General features: G+C 58.9%; 19 protein-coding genes. 1 reads left to right on the top strand and 18 read right to left on the bottom strand.

What is annotated here, in order from left to right; translation table 11 throughout:
- Positions 1-37 precede the first annotated feature (37 nt).
- Positions 38-439: a hypothetical protein gene (locus tag QZ766_RS10860; RefSeq protein WP_297201570.1), complete on the top strand. Its 402-nt coding sequence runs from the start codon at positions 38-40 to the stop codon at positions 437-439.
- A gap of 23 nt (positions 440-462) precedes the next feature.
- Here QZ766_RS10860 and QZ766_RS10855 read toward each other — a convergent pair whose 3' ends face one another.
- From QZ766_RS10855 to QZ766_RS10770, 18 genes are all read right to left on the bottom strand, one after another.
- Positions 463-1,983, bottom strand: a complete 1,521-nt coding sequence (locus tag QZ766_RS10855) for a conjugal transfer protein TraG N-terminal domain-containing protein (protein ID WP_297201568.1) — start codon at positions 1,981-1,983, stop codon at positions 463-465.
- 2 nt (positions 1,984-1,985) lie between these two features.
- On the bottom strand, positions 1,986-2,324 hold the full coding sequence (locus QZ766_RS10850; RefSeq protein ID WP_297201566.1) for a hypothetical protein: 339 nt from the start codon (positions 2,322-2,324) through the stop codon (positions 1,986-1,988).
- 10 nt (positions 2,325-2,334) lie between these two features.
- Positions 2,335-3,810 carry an integrating conjugative element protein gene (locus QZ766_RS10845; RefSeq protein WP_297201563.1) on the bottom strand — a complete coding sequence of 492 codons (1,476 nt, stop codon included), beginning with the start codon at positions 3,808-3,810 and terminating at the stop codon, positions 2,335-2,337.
- Positions 3,810-4,799 (bottom strand): TIGR03756 family integrating conjugative element protein, encoded by a 990-nt coding sequence (locus QZ766_RS10840; protein ID WP_297201560.1) that lies wholly within the window; start codon positions 4,797-4,799, stop codon positions 3,810-3,812. Before QZ766_RS10840 ends, QZ766_RS10845 begins: the two co-directional genes overlap by 1 nt.
- Positions 4,799-5,197: a TIGR03757 family integrating conjugative element protein gene (locus QZ766_RS10835; protein ID WP_297201557.1), complete on the bottom strand. Its 399-nt coding sequence runs from the start codon at positions 5,195-5,197 to the stop codon at positions 4,799-4,801. The genes QZ766_RS10840 and QZ766_RS10835 overlap by 1 nt, the downstream gene beginning before the upstream one ends.
- 249 nt (positions 5,198-5,446) lie before the next feature.
- On the bottom strand, positions 5,447-5,995 hold the full coding sequence (locus tag QZ766_RS10830; protein ID WP_297201555.1) for a hypothetical protein: 549 nt from the start codon (positions 5,993-5,995) through the stop codon (positions 5,447-5,449).
- Positions 5,961-6,143, bottom strand: a complete 183-nt coding sequence (locus QZ766_RS10825) for a hypothetical protein (RefSeq protein WP_004115527.1) — start codon at positions 6,141-6,143, stop codon at positions 5,961-5,963. The genes QZ766_RS10830 and QZ766_RS10825 overlap by 35 nt, the downstream gene beginning before the upstream one ends.
- A 190-nt stretch (positions 6,144-6,333) precedes the next feature.
- Positions 6,334-6,711, bottom strand: coding sequence for an acetyltransferase (locus tag QZ766_RS10820; protein ID WP_297201547.1), 378 nt, complete (start codon positions 6,709-6,711; stop codon positions 6,334-6,336).
- Positions 6,708-9,566: a conjugative transfer ATPase gene (locus tag QZ766_RS10815; protein ID WP_297201545.1), complete on the bottom strand. Its 2,859-nt coding sequence runs from the start codon at positions 9,564-9,566 to the stop codon at positions 6,708-6,710. The genes QZ766_RS10820 and QZ766_RS10815 overlap by 4 nt, the downstream gene beginning before the upstream one ends.
- Positions 9,566-9,976, bottom strand: a complete 411-nt coding sequence (locus tag QZ766_RS10810; RefSeq protein WP_297201542.1) for a TIGR03751 family conjugal transfer lipoprotein — start codon at positions 9,974-9,976, stop codon at positions 9,566-9,568. Before QZ766_RS10810 ends, QZ766_RS10815 begins: the two co-directional genes overlap by 1 nt.
- Positions 9,976-10,344, bottom strand: coding sequence for a hypothetical protein (locus QZ766_RS10805; protein WP_297202304.1), 369 nt, complete (start codon positions 10,342-10,344; stop codon positions 9,976-9,978). Before QZ766_RS10805 ends, QZ766_RS10810 begins: the two co-directional genes overlap by 1 nt.
- A 9-nt stretch (positions 10,345-10,353) precedes the next feature.
- On the bottom strand, positions 10,354-11,850 hold the full coding sequence (locus QZ766_RS10800) for a TIGR03752 family integrating conjugative element protein (RefSeq protein WP_297201539.1): 1,497 nt from the start codon (positions 11,848-11,850) through the stop codon (positions 10,354-10,356).
- Complete coding sequence (locus tag QZ766_RS10795) at positions 11,840-12,790, bottom strand: TIGR03749 family integrating conjugative element protein (protein ID WP_297201536.1); 951 nt, start codon at positions 12,788-12,790, stop codon at positions 11,840-11,842. The genes QZ766_RS10800 and QZ766_RS10795 overlap by 11 nt, the downstream gene beginning before the upstream one ends.
- Positions 12,790-13,449 carry a PFL_4703 family integrating conjugative element protein gene (locus tag QZ766_RS10790; protein WP_187800999.1) on the bottom strand — a complete coding sequence of 220 codons (660 nt, stop codon included), beginning with the start codon at positions 13,447-13,449 and terminating at the stop codon, positions 12,790-12,792. Before QZ766_RS10790 ends, QZ766_RS10795 begins: the two co-directional genes overlap by 1 nt.
- A complete protein-coding gene (locus QZ766_RS10785; RefSeq protein WP_187800998.1) occupies positions 13,446-13,802 on the bottom strand; it encodes a TIGR03750 family conjugal transfer protein in 357 nt (118 codons plus the stop codon). The genes QZ766_RS10790 and QZ766_RS10785 overlap by 4 nt, the downstream gene beginning before the upstream one ends.
- A gap of 12 nt (positions 13,803-13,814) precedes the next feature.
- A complete protein-coding gene (locus QZ766_RS10780; RefSeq protein ID WP_297201530.1) occupies positions 13,815-14,201 on the bottom strand; it encodes a TIGR03745 family integrating conjugative element membrane protein in 387 nt (128 codons plus the stop codon).
- A 31-nt stretch (positions 14,202-14,232) separates the two neighbouring features.
- On the bottom strand, positions 14,233-14,475 hold the full coding sequence (locus tag QZ766_RS10775; RefSeq protein WP_297201527.1) for a TIGR03758 family integrating conjugative element protein: 243 nt from the start codon (positions 14,473-14,475) through the stop codon (positions 14,233-14,235).
- Positions 14,475-14,644: RAQPRD family integrative conjugative element protein (locus QZ766_RS10770; RefSeq protein ID WP_297202302.1), on the bottom strand; the 170-nt coding region annotated here is incomplete at its 5' end. The genes QZ766_RS10775 and QZ766_RS10770, both read right to left, overlap by 1 nt.

The raw sequence follows: 14,644 nt of genomic DNA, 5'->3' as shown, positions 1-14,644 counted from the left end.
CGCACAATAATTCTCTAACTCAGGACAGGAGCCTAAAATGCATCTGAACCAAGAGGAACGAGCCAGCCGCCGAGGCGAACGTATTGCGTTTTATTGGACGTTCCTAAAAAGAAACTTCTTCAATTTGAATCATAAGCTTGTCTCATGGGCCACTAACCATAATATGCCCGGCTGGGTTGGAAATATCCCGGCGGTTTTATTATTTTCTCTAATTATTTTAGCGTTTATATTTTGCGGAATGGTTATCGCAGGATCGGCACTACTTTTGGGAGGGCTAGTTTTTGTTGGCTCAGCTCTCTTATCTAGTTCATCAACAGCTAAGGATATGGATGAAAACAATCCCATATCCGGTCAAAAGCCAACTATGGAATACAGGACTCATGGAGATGCAGGTTCAGGATGGTATGCTTCTGGTATAAAACTTGAAGACGACGACTAAAGCATCAGTCGCCGTCTTATCTTTTATTTTCCTACTTTATTAACAACCAAATTTGCGCCCGCTTCGCCTAACTTCCCTCCTGAGTTTTTGCTTTCAGCCGTACCGCTTACAAAAGCATTGCTCAGCGATTGAGCGATATTGACTCCTGCCCATGATAAAGCGCCTAGCCAAACGGCAGGAAGTACTAGAAACATAGTGCCCATCACCAGATTCATAATAAGGTCATCGGTACTGTTCTGCAGCCCTGCCATATTAAACCGGCTGTGAGTATCTGAGCTGTATAATGCAGTCAGCAGCCAGCTGTCGAGCCAGCGAGCCAGTTCCCACCAGAACGTCAGGAAGTTCAGGGCGAACATCACAAAGGTCAGCGTAATAACGGTTTTGAACTCATAGGCCGCAAACGCCAGGATCAGCGGTAACATGACGTAGACTGCCATCAGCAGGATGGCCTGCACCATCGGCAGCGCCTGCCGCATCGCATCAAACGCCGGAAACGCGGCCAGACTGCCCAGAGAAGCGCCGGCAACAGAGGCCACGCGCGCCGCGGCATTATCAAGGGTAAAATCAGCGTTACCGCCATAGCCGGCATACACATGCCCGGTCTGTGAGACCGTCAGGCTTTCCGGGCTTACCAGGCGACGGATGACGGCTTCCTGGTAGTCACTCTCATTAAAGCCTGACATTTTCATGGCGGCTGAGATGCGCAGCCACATATCGGGGTCGGCCTGGTCCTTCACGCGGGCTTTCAGCCCGGTATCCGCACTGCTCCACCACTCGCTGCAGGTGGGATAACCGCCTCTCCCGGTATTGGGCCGGCCGCTGTCCCGGCTGTCACTCCACGGGAATGCTGCCCGGGGCAGTTTCGACTGTAGCGAGGGATAATACCGGCTCAGGAAGGTACTGCTGCCGATCCATTCGATATCACGCAGCGTGGTTTTGTCCTTTGTCTGCCCCTGGTCCTGCTGCTTCCAGAGATAGAGCGCGACTGAGTAACAGTCGTTGGTGAAGTCCTGCAGCTCCTGCGCCAGCGCTTTGTTATCGATGCGCGTGTGCTGCACCTCAAAGCGGATTTGCCGCATGTCCGGCCGGCAGGGAATGGTCGCCACGGCCGCCTGGGTAATCCCTTTGGAGAGTTTATGAATCAGCACCCACCACACCGGGGCCGCGGCCGTCTGGTCGTTGAGACTGGAGACCACGCCGGCATAACCGCTTTCATCCGGCGCTTTTGGCGTCCAGACGCCACAGGTTTTGGCCCGGGTCGTGTCGTACTGCATTGTGCTGAGGCTGACGTTAATCAGCGGCACACAGCAGGCGAGCATCACCAGGAACCCCGCATACAACGCATTCTCGATACGGGGCAGTGACAGCATCCCCTTGTTACCTTCATCCTCCCCCTCTTCACGGACCTTCAGCCAGATCCCCACCACCTTAAACGCCAGCGGCAGAACAAATAAGCCGGTGCCAAGCAGGACGTTCCACAGGCCGTTATTGATCACCCAGCCGAGCAGTGTAAGAAAGTACTCAAGATAGCTGTTTGTTGTCATCGTCAGACTCCCGGACCGGTAAACATCGCGTACTCACACAACGCGATAAAAAGCACACTGACCACGCTGATGCGCAGCAGCGGCCGCCGGAACTCCTCCCGAAAACCCGGCGCATGCCGGATTTTCCAGAGGCCCCAGGCAACCAGTGCATACAGCGCCAGTCGCCATATCAGCCAGCCGTAGCGCGTCGACTGCATCCAGCGCCGGAATGCAGCAGCCTCCCCCGGATGTTTCATGGCGGTGTCCGCCACTATCAGCGAGACCACCATGAACAGCGCCATGCAGGCCAGAAAGATGCCGGCACGGGTCAGGGCTTTCCTGACAGTCATTTTATTGTGCATAGCTTTTCCCTCATTCGGCCTGTTTCGGCGTGGCCATCTGATTGAAGCGGCTGTCGGTATTGTCATCCGCCTGGGTCTGCGGGTTGGTTTCAACACGCTGGTTTTCGCGCTCGATAATGGTCAGCACCGAGTTACGGGACAGCTCGCGCTTCATCTCCATCTCGGTTTTGAGCGCCGCGATTTCCCGGTCCAGCGCCTCAATGCGCTCACCGGCAGCACCGAGTGCTTTTGGCTGGGCGGCAGCATTGGGCTCTGACATGCCCGTGACCATCATGCGGCGCATCAGCAGGGCCGTTTCTACCGTGTCGGACATGGCCAGCTCGCCGGCGAGGCGGGCGGTCAGGGCCGCATTATCCGGATCACGCTGCAGGGCTTTAATCACGCCGGCCGTCACAGGCAGTCCGCCGGTTTTCAGCTTCGCCAGATTCTCCGCCGTGGGCTTCTCCGTACCATTAACCAGTTTCACCAGTTGCTCCGCGTTGGCTTTGGTTGCGTCTTCCAGCAGGGGCGCAAAGCCGGTGCCGGCAACAGTTGTCCCGGGCTGGTTCCCGGCATCACCACTTGTGCATTCGCTGGCGTTGGCACAGGTGCGCATGGATTTGTCGCCCAGCACCTTCACGGTCATGGCGGCCGCCTCTTCCGCGCTGCCAAATTTGGAGCATGCGCCGCCGTTACAACTGCTTTCGCCCACCGCTGAATTCGCCGTAACCGGCAGACCGTTCATCATGTTGTAGCCGGCAGCAATCAGGTCATGGGTGACACGGATGGCAGGCTGGCCCGCGCCGCCGCGTTTTTCTCCGCCGATCCAGTTGCTGCCCGACGCGCCGGTGGCGTTCCTGCCTGCATCATCGGCCCGGACCGCATCAGCGTCGCCGCTGTTCACGATGGACTTGTATTCATCCATCATGGCCTGCTGTGTCCAGTTACTGCTGTCGCTGAAGTCCATCATCTTTTTCGCCATGTTCTGGCAGTTAAGCTGCGCCTTGTCGAATGACACATTGGCCTGAAGCACGCCGTTGGTAAGCATGTCATACAGACCAGGGTTGGCCCGCTGAATGACCATTGCCGGCAGACTGGCCACCGCACCCGTGGCCCCCTGAATCACATCGCCCATCAGGTTTTTAAAACCGGACGTCACGCCGTTGAGCTGGTTGCCGACGGTGGTTTTCAGGTCGAAGTTGCCGCACATCATGTCACTGCTCCAGCCGGTATTCAGACCCAGCTTCTGCATATTCCCGCGTGTGGCCGGCTGGGAAATGACCGACCCGCCGCCGAGGGTGTAGAACAGTTTGTCCGACACCGCACCATCGACGGACTTGCCGTAACCGATGGCACTGTTGTTCACCTGCGGCAGGGACATACCCAGGATGGTATTGTCATCATCGGCTGCGTGGGCCGCCGGGAGAACGGTCAGCAGGGAGCCGGTCAGCAGCAGGCTTACGCGACCGGCTGAAAATGAAGGTGATTTTTTCACGGTTTTCCTCATCAGATATCAGTGCTGCCCAGAAATGTCTGCCCGCGCTTTTTGCAGCAGCTGTAGGGCTGCCAGAGCGCAAAGGCTTCGTTGTTATCGCTCGCGGCGGTGTGGCTCCCGTCCGGGAACACGGCACATGACTGTGTCATGTGGGGAGCAAGCCGCTGCCATTTGTGATTGCGCGTGCCGGTGTTTTCCGTGACCTCGCCAGGTGGCCAGTATCCGTCATGGCGGTTGCCCTTAAGCACCTGATACACATGCGGCTGGCCGGCGCGGGTGATAATGTCTGCCACACGCTGCGCCACCACGGCAGAGGCTTTGTCATCATCGGTCTGGCTGATAAACCCTGAACGGGGATAGACGTTACCCCACATATTCGCTGCGGCCTGACTGCCAATTTCCCGCTGGCCGGGCACAAGCGCTTCCGGATACAGCGACTCCGGTACGCCCGTGCGCCAGGCTGCCGAATCCAGCGTACTCAGGAAGTAAGGCATTAACGGGGTGGCTGCGGTATCACAGGAATAGCCCGGAATACTGCCGCCAATCAGTGAGGTGGCCGGGTGGCCAATCGCATCGGCATACTTGAAACGAACGGCGGACTTGCGCTGGCCGGGATTTTTCATATCGGCCGGATTGGCTCCGCCGGCAGAAACACCGGACAGGCCGCTGGTCACGGCACTTTCCAGGCCGCCGGCGGTCTGGCTGACAAACGCCATTTCCTGCCACGGGTTGCCGCCCGGGGCGACATAGGTTGACACCACCGTCTGGGGGATGAAGTGAGTGACTTTGACCGACGTACGCACCTTGCAGCCAAAGGGGGTGCAGAACAGCCAGTAACAGATGCCACTGACACGCCAGCTGATACAGTTTTGCGACACGGCACTGGCAATAATCTGCGCGGTGTTAAGTGCGGCAACAGCCGCAGGCGCGGTTGCCGTACCCAGTACCGTGGCCACCGCCAGCGAGCACAGTGTAGTTCTGACGCGGGAAGGTTTTGTCATCACTGACCACCTCCCCGGTTACGCAGGGACGTGGCCACGTCTACATCCGTGGTGCCGTACACCACATCGCGGTCATCAAACACCACCGCCGGCACTTTTTTGATGCCCAGTTCCCAGGCCCGGACCACCTGGCGATAGGAATCATTCAACTGCCGCTGTTTTTGTTGCCAGGCAGGTGACGCCATAACCTGCCTGACATGTGCCTCAGCCTGCTGCGGGTCTGCAGGCAGTTCCCCGAACATGTCGGCCTGCAGCTGGTCAGGACCATCAAGAAGCACCACCGGCACACCCGGTGGCAGATTTGTCGGCAAATGATGGCTGTCAGTGAAGAGAACAGTGCCGGCCAGTACGGATGCCGGCAGCAGAGCCGGCAGGAAAACAAGGGAAGTCAGTTTCATGAATCGGGGCTCCGTCAGACTGAATCGCCTGACAGCGTGCCCGTGGTTGCTCAGAAAAGCCGCATTAAATTCTATATCCGGAACTACAAATTAATCAGATGGAATGATTTGCTAATGAGGTAGGTTCGAGAGTGTAATTTATGACTGAGAGGAATAAATGGGTGGTACACATACTGATGTCAGGCAGGCAACTGATGTACATAACTTAAGCCAGGTCAGGCGTTTAAGTTATGTACATGTATTAAGGCTTTAAGATGGGGATGATTCATCAGGGCTGCCTTCGGAATCAGAACTGTTCACATCCACGGAGTAATTGAGAGTCTGAGCATTTTGTTTGCGCTTTTCGCGCATGTGTTCTGGAAGCTTCTTTTCCCAATTTTCTCCGAAGAGTGTTGGGTGATCGCTGATAGCATGAATAACCGCCAGCTCAAACCCCTTATCATATCCTTGCGGAGCAGGAATAATTTCATCACGAAACGATATTACGATCAGGGGATCGTTTTTCCAGGCTTCAACTCGCCCATGAAAAAAGCCAAGATACCAGTTTATGCCGGCATCATTTTTTGAGTCAGATGCCTTTACTCTACCCCAGAGTTTGTCATCGTCATGATCATAAATGAGAATACAATTCTCATCATTCCATTTTGCCTGGAGACGGACTGCGTAGCGCAAGATTGACTGCCCAGTTTTGACATTAACTTTAGAGATAACATCATAACCGTACTTAAAGTCTTCACTGGCTTTTACAAAATCTTCGCTAAACTCAGCCTTCGTAATAAACCTTTTCTCGATCCCCACGGTGCTTCCTGTCATCCTTAGTTCGTGTTGAACTCTGAGCAAACATTTTGCGCAACTGCTCAACCTTTTCATCGACAGTACCGTTTATCTGCATGGTACGGGCATGAAGATTCAGAATAGCTGCATTACGTTGTGGAGAGTGTTTCATAGGGAACCTCCGTTAATCTACTTATACAGTATAAACTGTGTGCAACCACAAATATAGCCCGATCGTTTTTGCTAACTACGACGTTACCAAATGTCAGACTTGGCAAAAAAAAACCGGCCCCAGCGGCCGGTATCAAAAAAAGCATCATTTCGTTATTATTATCAAGCCCCTGGTGAAGGCAAGTCTTGGTTTAAACGTCAAGCCCGTTAATCCACAGCATCAGATACACCAGGTCAGCCGAATCCGGCACCGTGATATACCAGCGCGGATGCGCGTACTCGTCCTCATGCGGCCAGCTCGTCTGTCCCGTCACGGTGATAAGGATGTTCACCGCCTGCTTCAGCTTTCCCTCAAGATAGATGGCCACGCTGCTGCTGAGTCCCACCCGGTGCGGGTGACACGTCATTTTGACCGGCCCGGTCAGACGCTGCCTGAGCATTGCCCGCAGCCTCACCAGGTGCTGATGGGTCGCCGGGAGCACACCGGGCTCCCCCTGAGGCGACAGGGTGAACAGGGCTGAGCCACTGTGCTCATGAATAGTGGGTTCAGGGTACTTCAGTGTCATCATACCGTGGCAGGCTCCTGTTGTTTCTCCGTCAGACCGCGCAGACGGTCCAGATTCAGTGCGACGCGTTTTGCCGCCTCCAGTTCGCTGCAGTTAAACTGATTCATCAGCGCCCGGCGCTCGGCCTTTTCCTCTTTTTCCGTCATACCCAGTGCCAGGAAAAGACTGGGCGGCACGGCACGAAACAGCGCTTCGATCCGTTTCGCCAGTACCACGCCCTCGGTGTAACAGCCCGACAGCTTACTGGCGGAAAGCAGCACCGACTCCTGCTCCGGCGTGAGCGCGCGAAACCGGCTGATATCTTTGACCTCTTCCGGGGGCATGGTCAGACAAATCCACCATTCCGCCATGTTCAGCATTTTCTCGGCAATGTCCGGATAATCCTTGAGATTCTGGGTGGCCAGCCACAGCCAGGCCCCGAGCTTACGCCACATCTTGACCACCTTGGTCATGTAGGGCGACAGCAGCGGGTTGACCGTGACGATATGCGCCTCATCCACCGTGAAGACAATATCCCGGCCGAGGAACTGGTCACGCTCCGCGATGTTGTTAATCATGTTGGTCATCGAGACCATGGTCAGCGCCATCTGCGCCTCATAGCCCTCACGCGCCAGATGCCCCAGGTCAACCAGCGTCACGTCCGCTTCCGGCCACAGCGCCCCTTCCCGGTTGAACAGCTCCGCTTCAAAGCTGCCGGCCTGGGTAAACATGCCCAGCGATTCCGCCATCTCCGCTGCTTTCGCCTTGCGCTGGGCATTACGGACATTAATGACGCCCTCATCATTATCAGAGGCGATGTCATACAGCGCCTGCTGCAGGTCAGACGGCAGCATCTGCCGTCCTTCCTTATACGTGGCATGCGCCGCCATCAGCAGCGCCTCACGTATCATCGCCCTGTCGGCACGCTTAAGGTCAGCCTCTTCTTTCGGGTCGCCGCCGGTGATCATCATGCGCGCGGAAATCTCCATTTCACCGAGAATGTCACGTTTGTCATCCTCGCCCTCGTCGTCCGTGTCGATATCCGGCAGGTCGCTCTCATCCACGGCCTGGGCGGCCAGGCCTTCTTCCACCAGTTTGTGGGCATCAGCAAACGGCGGCAGGCTGACGCCGCTCCCGGGTTTGACGCTGATTTTATTCACCGTCAGCCCGAGGCTGTCAAAGAAGTCGGCCAGCAGGCCGAACGAGTTCCCGGCCTCCGCAATAAACAGTCGCGGACGGTGGATTGCCATCAGCTGGGAGAGCGCGGCACACAGCGTGGCCGACTTGCCCGCCCCGGTCGGGCCGAACAGCAGCAGATGCGCATTCTGGGTGCGGTCATGCTTGTTGAGCGGGTCGAAGGTCAGGATATCCCCGCCGCGGTTGAAAAAGCTGAAACCGGGATGCCCCGTACCGGTTTCCCGCCCGGTCACCGGCAGAAGACCGGCCAGGTGCTGAACCCAGGTCAGGCGGGTGTACCAGTGTTTTTTGTCGCTGTCGGGGTTAAAGCACATCGGCAGCGCCCGCAGCCAGCTGTTCAGCGGCCCCTCTTCAAACTCCGGACGGACCGGCTGCAGACCGGCCCCGAGCAGCACGGTCGACAGTTCCAGCCGCTTGCGCTTCAGGCCCGGCATGTCATCGCCGCGCAGCAGGAAAGTGATCCCCGCCCGGTACAGCTTGTGCCGGTTGCCCAGATACTCTTTCACCGTTTTCACATCCTGACGGACGCGGCCCGACTCGGTATTTTCCCCGACCGCGTTTTTCGACAGCCGGTTAAACTGCTCTTCAAGCCGGTCCTGGGGCTGAACCACCACGGTCATGCACACCATGGTCCCTTCCGGAAACATATCCATCAGGGCATTGATTTTCTTTTCACCCCGGCTTTTTTCCCCGGTCAGGGTGCCCGGCTCCGGCGGCGTACGCAGTTTTTCCACCGACACCGCGCAGTGCGGCTTGTTGTCAATCCACCACACCCCGTTTTCCGGGTCGGAGACCGGCGGCGTGAACCACAGGGTTTCGGCAAAATCATTGCTGACCGGCACGGTGCCTTCAGGTGTCTCGCGCGGGTCTACGTAAGCGGCCTGACGATAAAGCGTGGTTTTATCCACCCAGTCCGGTGACGGATTGAACAGACGCAGCAGCCAGCCATGCACCTGCAGGCCGTTCTGCCGGGTACAGCGGATCCCCGCCCCGCCAAGGGCATTCACAACCCGGTCGCACACCTGGTTGAGCATCGCCACCGGCGGCATCGGATCCCGGTTTTTTCCCAGCCAGCGATAAATCACCATCCGGGTGCGGCGCTGCTGCCCGCGCCATGGCTGGCCGGTGATCAGCGAGTCGGTGAACAGGCCTTCAGGCCGGGAGATACTGCGGATATGGCGTTCCATTTCACCCAGCCAGGCGTCGGTAAACGCTGTGCGCTGCGCATGCGGTCGGACATAGCCGCGCAGCCTGTCGAGGTACGCGTCAGTGTCGTCCTCGTCCTGGCAGAAGAACTGCACCACCCAGGGATTCACGTCATGTTCATCAAAGCTGTCCTGAAGCGCATCCTCCACCGAGTCACGGATCTGCTCCAGACGGTCTTCCGTCCGCCCTTCGGTGGCCACCGGCGTCACATCATAGACCGCCCCCACCGACACACCGTCATCGAGCAGGAGACACTGCTCTTCATCGAGAAACTCCGCCCAGGGCAGGAAGTCAATGATCGAGGGATTTGCATGATAAATTTTTGCCTCATCCTGGTGGGTCATTTTCCCGGGACGTGTCAGGGGCTGCCGGCCCTTCACGCCCGTGTTCAGGGTCTCATCGGCCTGAACGGACTGAGCGTCATCAACCGGCGACGGCCGGGCAGGCGAGGGGGTGCGCGAAAACAGTGAAAACATTACAGGGCCTCCGTGCGCTCGCCAGGCATGGCATACTGCGTCTGGCTGTAGAACGGAAACACGGTGCTGTACCCCGGCACCGGCGTGTTACCGTCGGCCAGATGGGGATACAGGTACATCACCATGTCAGGGTTGGGCAGCCGGGGAAACTGCTGCGAAATTTCACTCTCCTGAGTCCGGCTGTAGCTGCGGTCGGCCTGCGCGTCCGCCTGCGTTTCACTGCCCGTCAGCGGACGGCGCAGCGTGTCCCGGGCCGCTGCAGACTGGCGGGCGGTACTGCCGCCCCCGTCCGCGCCGTTCCACAGTTCAAGCATGGTGTTATCGCCCGCCGGCAGCATTTCCTCCTTTGAGGTTGAGCAGCCGCTGAGCACTGAACAGGCCAGAGCCAGAATGAAAACCGTTCTGTACATTACCGGTATCTCCTTTGTGAGGCGGCCGGATCGTAGCCGCTACAGATAAAAACAAATGCACTGACATTCAGCAGGTGCGCCAGCTCCTGCAGGGACATATAGGGGCAGTGAAGCCGGCGCGAAAGTTTCGGGCTGTACCACGACACGGCACAGTCGCAGGCACTGAGCGGCAGGGAAAACCGGCCGGTATCCAGTAAAAGCCGGCCCCGCTGCCAGCGCAGTAAAGGCAGGCGGGCAGGCAGCAGCGCCACCGGGCGCAGCTGCAGGACGGCCGACGGCGAGGGCCGTACGTCAATGTGCCAGCCCGCCCCATCGCTGAACGTCCGGCACACGGATGACATCGGCAGAAGCATCATGTGCCCCGTCATTGCCGTCACTCAGTCCAGTCCGCCGCTGTCGCTGACGCCACCGGGCAGGGTGAAGTCGTAACGCACCTTGCGGCCCTTGTCTTCATAATCAATGGCCAGCTGACGGGTGATGTGCACCGCGAGACGGGCCCCCGGCGGCACATAAATGGCATCAAACGTCATCCCGTACCGCTGCTTGATCCAGTCCGTGGTCTCCGACATGCCGCCGGAAATGGCCTTGCCCAGCGCTGCCTGTCCGGCGTCACCGGTCATGGTGGAGGAAATCCCGTTGACGTTGTTCTGCGTGGTGTACTGGCCCTGACTCAGGGCATCCCCTGCCGCACCGGCCGCTGACAGGCCAAAGATGGTCGGCAGGTAGGTGGAGGCGTTGGACTTACGTTCACCCCCGATACACGGGATGCCGTTTTCATCCGAAATCCAGCCGATACCCCCACCGGTGCCGGTATCCTGTTTGGCCTGAGCGTTATTATTCTGCCCGCCGCTGTTAACGGCCTCGGGTTTCGGGAGGGTGCGCACCGTACCGTCGGAAAAGACAAACGTGACGCTGGTCACCTGGCCGCGCACGCAGGACAGCGTCCAGTCACCGCTGGCCGTCCCGGAAACGATGGCCCCTTCAACGTCCGGCAGCTCGATGCCGTTTGCTGTCAGGTTATCCTTACCGATGAGTACTTTGAACGGGTAGGGATCGGTCACGGTCCCGTTGATCGGTACCCGCCCCAGCAGTGCCGTCATGGCGCGGCTGCCGACCAGCGTGGAGTTTTCCGGCAGTGTGTACACCGGCTCGGCGCTCTCTTCCGCCCCTTTCTCATTCGTGTGCCCCTTCACTTTCTGCTCGTAGGCTGCTTTCTGGCGGGTCAGCTCATTGTCCCCCAGAAACGAAGTCGGGAACTGAGATGAGGCCTTGCCGCTGGCCGCATCCCGCGGATCCGTCTCTTTCTGGTCCGTCGGCGCGACCCACATCATGCCGTCACTGCCCTGAGATGCCGCCCCGCCAGTGCTGCTGCCCATGCCGTCCAGGCCCAGCCCCAGCGGGATATCGCTGTCTGCCGCCTTTTTCCCGGCGTCGGGCTGCTTCAGCTTGTCGGTCAGACTCTGGATCTTCGCCGTCAGGCTGAGTTGCTCATCCTGCAGCTGCCGCTGGCGCTTGTCGTACTGCTCGCGCAGACCGTTGACGGCCTCATTCACCTGCCCTGACACGTCCTGGTTGCGCTTACGCAGACGCTCGTTCTCCTTCACTAAATCAGCATTCTGTTTATCAAGGGTTTTCTGACGATCCCGCACATCGTTCAGCCGGCCAATGAGCGTGCGCAGCGTGTCCTCCGGCGTGTCGCCTTCCACGCCCAGCGCCTTCAGCTCATCCGGCGAAAGATTTTGCAGGGCACCGCTTTGCTTTGTCTGCGGTTGCTCTGCCGGTTCGCTTTTACAGCTTTTGAGCCCCACGGCCAGCCCGGCAATCACCACGGCCGGCACGATAATTTTCACCAGGGCATTGGATTTAATCTGCATGGCGGGCCTCCTGTTTTACTGCACGGGCCGCTTTACGCAGCGCAGACGGCTCAGCGATGAAGGCGCTCTCCGGACGACCGGCGGTCACCACATACACCGTGGTGGTGTCTTCCGGCGTGCCGGCAGGACCGACCCAGCGGTGCTGGAAGGTGGCGGACACAAACTGCCCCTGCAGCGCACGCGGATCGAGAACCACTTTACGGCCGCCGGTGTTCGTGAGCCTGAGGGCCACCACACTGCGGTTTGCCACCCCCCAGGCCGCCAGCGGCGTGACCGTCACCGGCTCTGAAGGGTACAGCGTGCTGACGCGCCGGGGCAGATGCGGGTTGACCGGGTGAATACCGGGAACCGCCTCGATTGTACGGGCCGGCGCATACAGGCTCTGGGCGGCATAGCGGGTCAGCAGCACCGGAATGGGGGCGCTGTAGCGGATTTTTTTCCGCCTGGCCTGGGTGCCGTCATCGCTGCCGGCAGGAGCCGATGAGGCTGATCCGGAAGCCCCCCGGTCTGCACCACCTGACTGACCGGCCGCATCAGACGCCTGGCTCAGCGTGCTGACATCACCGCTGTAGACCAGCCTGACCGGTTCGGTCGGCCCTTTTTCACCGGCGGCGATATCAAACAGCAGAACCTCGCCACTTTCCACATCCTGCAGCTGCACCCGCGTCTGCGGGAAGGCGCTGTCGGCTTTCAGGTAGACGGCCCCGCCGGTGCTCTGCACCCGGAGTTTACCGTTGAGCGCCGGCGGAAAGCCCACGCGGACGTTTTTGTCCACAAAAACCACCCGCTCCTGCCCCACCTTCAGGGGGATCTGCAGCGGAATACGCTCCCATTTCATCAGCTCATCTGCACCGGCAGGACGTGATACCAGTATCGCCAGGGGCAGCACGGCGAGGGACAGCGCCATCAGCCCGGCGCGGGCGTGGGGATTTTTACTCATCACTGAAACACTCCTGACTTCTCCGGTTTGGGTGCAGGCGGTGCCGCTTCCAGACGCTGGGGCACACCGGCATAACAGTCCAGCGCCAGGCCGAACGGGTTGCGCTCCGCATCCCCTTCCCAGCGCACCACTTTCAGGGGATAACGCACCAGGGCGCGTTTGACCGGCTCGGCATGGAAATATTCGTCTGCCACCACGTCCAGGCGGGCAATCCAGTGATCGCGATCCTGTACGGTCACGCTCTGTGACTGGTAACCGCGGCCGGGCAGTTCATACACCACGCGCACGCGGTCGGTAAGCTCCCCGGCGTCACCGCGTTTCTTCGCGTCCGCTTTCAGGAAATCCTGACAGGACGGCGTCAGATACGGCGACAGCGCGTTGATTTTGGCGGAATAATCCACCTCGCCATTTTTCGGCCAGGCATTCAGTTGCTGGAAGATATAGAAGGCGAAAGAGTAAACGGTCGGGGGTGGCACCTCCCACCAGGGGCGCGTGCTGCCGCTGCGTAAATCCGGCGGGTTATGCACGGTCAGCTTGCTGGGTGCCAGCATCCAGCCGGCACAGGCAAACATAAGGAAAAAGGCGAGCACGGCGCAGGCGATGCGCAGCGTCAGAATATGCTGGTCGCGGTCTTTTACCGCATGGCGAAAACGGCTCATGAGGCTCTCCTGTTACGTTTCACTGACCAGCCCCGGGCATCCACTATCAGTTTCGGATTGCCCATTCCCAGCCGGCGTTTCCTGGTCTCCAGTCGCTGCCAGAGCCAGTTCTCGGGCTTACCGCGCTTGAGCCTGGCCATCCAGCGGCCGCCGAACCAGACCAGCAGCAGCGGCATGACCAGCAGGCCGGTGGGCACAACAACCCAGCCGGCCAGCGGGATAAACGGCAGTGACAGGAGCAGACCCACCCCCGCGCCGGCAAGGGCTGCCAGCCCCATCTCATGGGTGGTAAACCCGCGAAACACCACGGGCTCACTGTTGAGACGGTCAGGGAGAAAACGGATGGTCTGCATCGTCGTGGACTCCTACAGCAGAATGTCGGCAGACTTGCCGATCAGCCAGATAACGGTAACCAGCAGCACCACACCCACCACGATAATGGAGCCAAATTTGGTCCAGGTCGCCCGCTCGTTACGGACTTCGGTGAAGGTGTGCAGGGCGGCAATGGCGACGTTAATAAAGGCAACAGCCGCCACGACCAGCCCGCCGATAACCAGACCATCCTGTATGTACCCCTTGATTTGTCCGGACAGGCCGCTTCCGCCGCCCGATGTGGGGGGTTCAACCTGGGGTAAATCAGCAAAGGCCGGTTTGCAGGTGAGCCAGCCCAGAATAGCCAGCGTACCGGCACGGGTCAGCGCACGGCGGCCAAGGCGGCGCAGGCGGGCAACAACGGACTCAGATTGGTGCATGAAATGGTTCTCCTGAAATGATTTGAATGCGTTAACTGGCGAACATCCAGATACACGCGAGCAACAGCAGCACGACGCGGATAACAAACCGGCCCAGCGCCGCATCCCGCACTCTGGCGTTACTCCAGCCGTTCCAGACATCCGACAGTCCCCACGCGGCCCACAGAAAAAGAAACGCTATCAGTGCCCCGATGCTGAGCAGATTAAGAATGCTCAGGTCAAGGCTGCCGGAGCCGGCCTTAAACGCGTTGGTTTGTTCGGGTGTCATGGCCATCAGGGCCGCTCCCGCCGGTAATTACCGGCCACAAAAGACGGGTCACGCGGTTGCGCGCGGGAGGGCTCCAGATAGCGGTCAATGCCGCTGCGGATGGTGTTGAGATCGGATGTGGCCTGACGGTAATCAAAGAAAAAACGGCCACGGTCAGCCGGGTCGGCCTGTGCTG

Origin of the sequence: uncultured Pluralibacter sp. (assembly GCF_913775985.1) — a bacterium.
GTDB lineage: Bacteria > Pseudomonadota > Gammaproteobacteria > Enterobacterales > Enterobacteriaceae > Pluralibacter.
Note: the sequence above shows the minus strand (reverse complement) of the source record. Positions and strands in the feature narration are given on the sequence as shown.

Coding starts and splice junctions, on each gene's coding strand:
- QZ766_RS10860 (WP_297201570.1), top strand. CDS start 38: ATGCATCTGAACCAAGAGGAACGAGCCAGCCGCCGAGGCGAACGTATT.
- QZ766_RS10855 (WP_297201568.1), bottom strand. CDS start 1,983: ATGACAACAAACAGCTATCTTGAGTACTTTCTTACACTGCTCGGCTGG.
- QZ766_RS10850 (WP_297201566.1), bottom strand. CDS start 2,324: ATGCACAATAAAATGACTGTCAGGAAAGCCCTGACCCGTGCCGGCATC.
- QZ766_RS10845 (WP_297201563.1), bottom strand. CDS start 3,810: ATGAGGAAAACCGTGAAAAAATCACCTTCATTTTCAGCCGGTCGCGTA.
- QZ766_RS10840 (WP_297201560.1), bottom strand. CDS start 4,799: ATGACAAAACCTTCCCGCGTCAGAACTACACTGTGCTCGCTGGCGGTG.
- QZ766_RS10835 (WP_297201557.1), bottom strand. CDS start 5,197: ATGAAACTGACTTCCCTTGTTTTCCTGCCGGCTCTGCTGCCGGCATCC.
- QZ766_RS10825 (WP_004115527.1), bottom strand. CDS start 6,143: ATGAAACACTCTCCACAACGTAATGCAGCTATTCTGAATCTTCATGCC.
- QZ766_RS10820 (WP_297201547.1), bottom strand. CDS start 6,711: ATGATGACACTGAAGTACCCTGAACCCACTATTCATGAGCACAGTGGC.
- QZ766_RS10815 (WP_297201545.1), bottom strand. CDS start 9,566: ATGTTTTCACTGTTTTCGCGCACCCCCTCGCCTGCCCGGCCGTCGCCG.
- QZ766_RS10810 (WP_297201542.1), bottom strand. CDS start 9,976: ATGTACAGAACGGTTTTCATTCTGGCTCTGGCCTGTTCAGTGCTCAGC.
- QZ766_RS10805 (WP_297202304.1), bottom strand. CDS start 10,344: ATGACGGGGCACATGATGCTTCTGCCGATGTCATCCGTGTGCCGGACG.
- QZ766_RS10800 (WP_297201539.1), bottom strand. CDS start 11,850: ATGCAGATTAAATCCAATGCCCTGGTGAAAATTATCGTGCCGGCCGTG.
- QZ766_RS10795 (WP_297201536.1), bottom strand. CDS start 12,790: ATGAGTAAAAATCCCCACGCCCGCGCCGGGCTGATGGCGCTGTCCCTC.
- QZ766_RS10790 (WP_187800999.1), bottom strand. CDS start 13,449: ATGAGCCGTTTTCGCCATGCGGTAAAAGACCGCGACCAGCATATTCTG.
- QZ766_RS10785 (WP_187800998.1), bottom strand. CDS start 13,802: ATGCAGACCATCCGTTTTCTCCCTGACCGTCTCAACAGTGAGCCCGTG.
- QZ766_RS10780 (WP_297201530.1), bottom strand. CDS start 14,201: ATGCACCAATCTGAGTCCGTTGTTGCCCGCCTGCGCCGCCTTGGCCGC.
- QZ766_RS10775 (WP_297201527.1), bottom strand. CDS start 14,475: ATGGCCATGACACCCGAACAAACCAACGCGTTTAAGGCCGGCTCCGGC.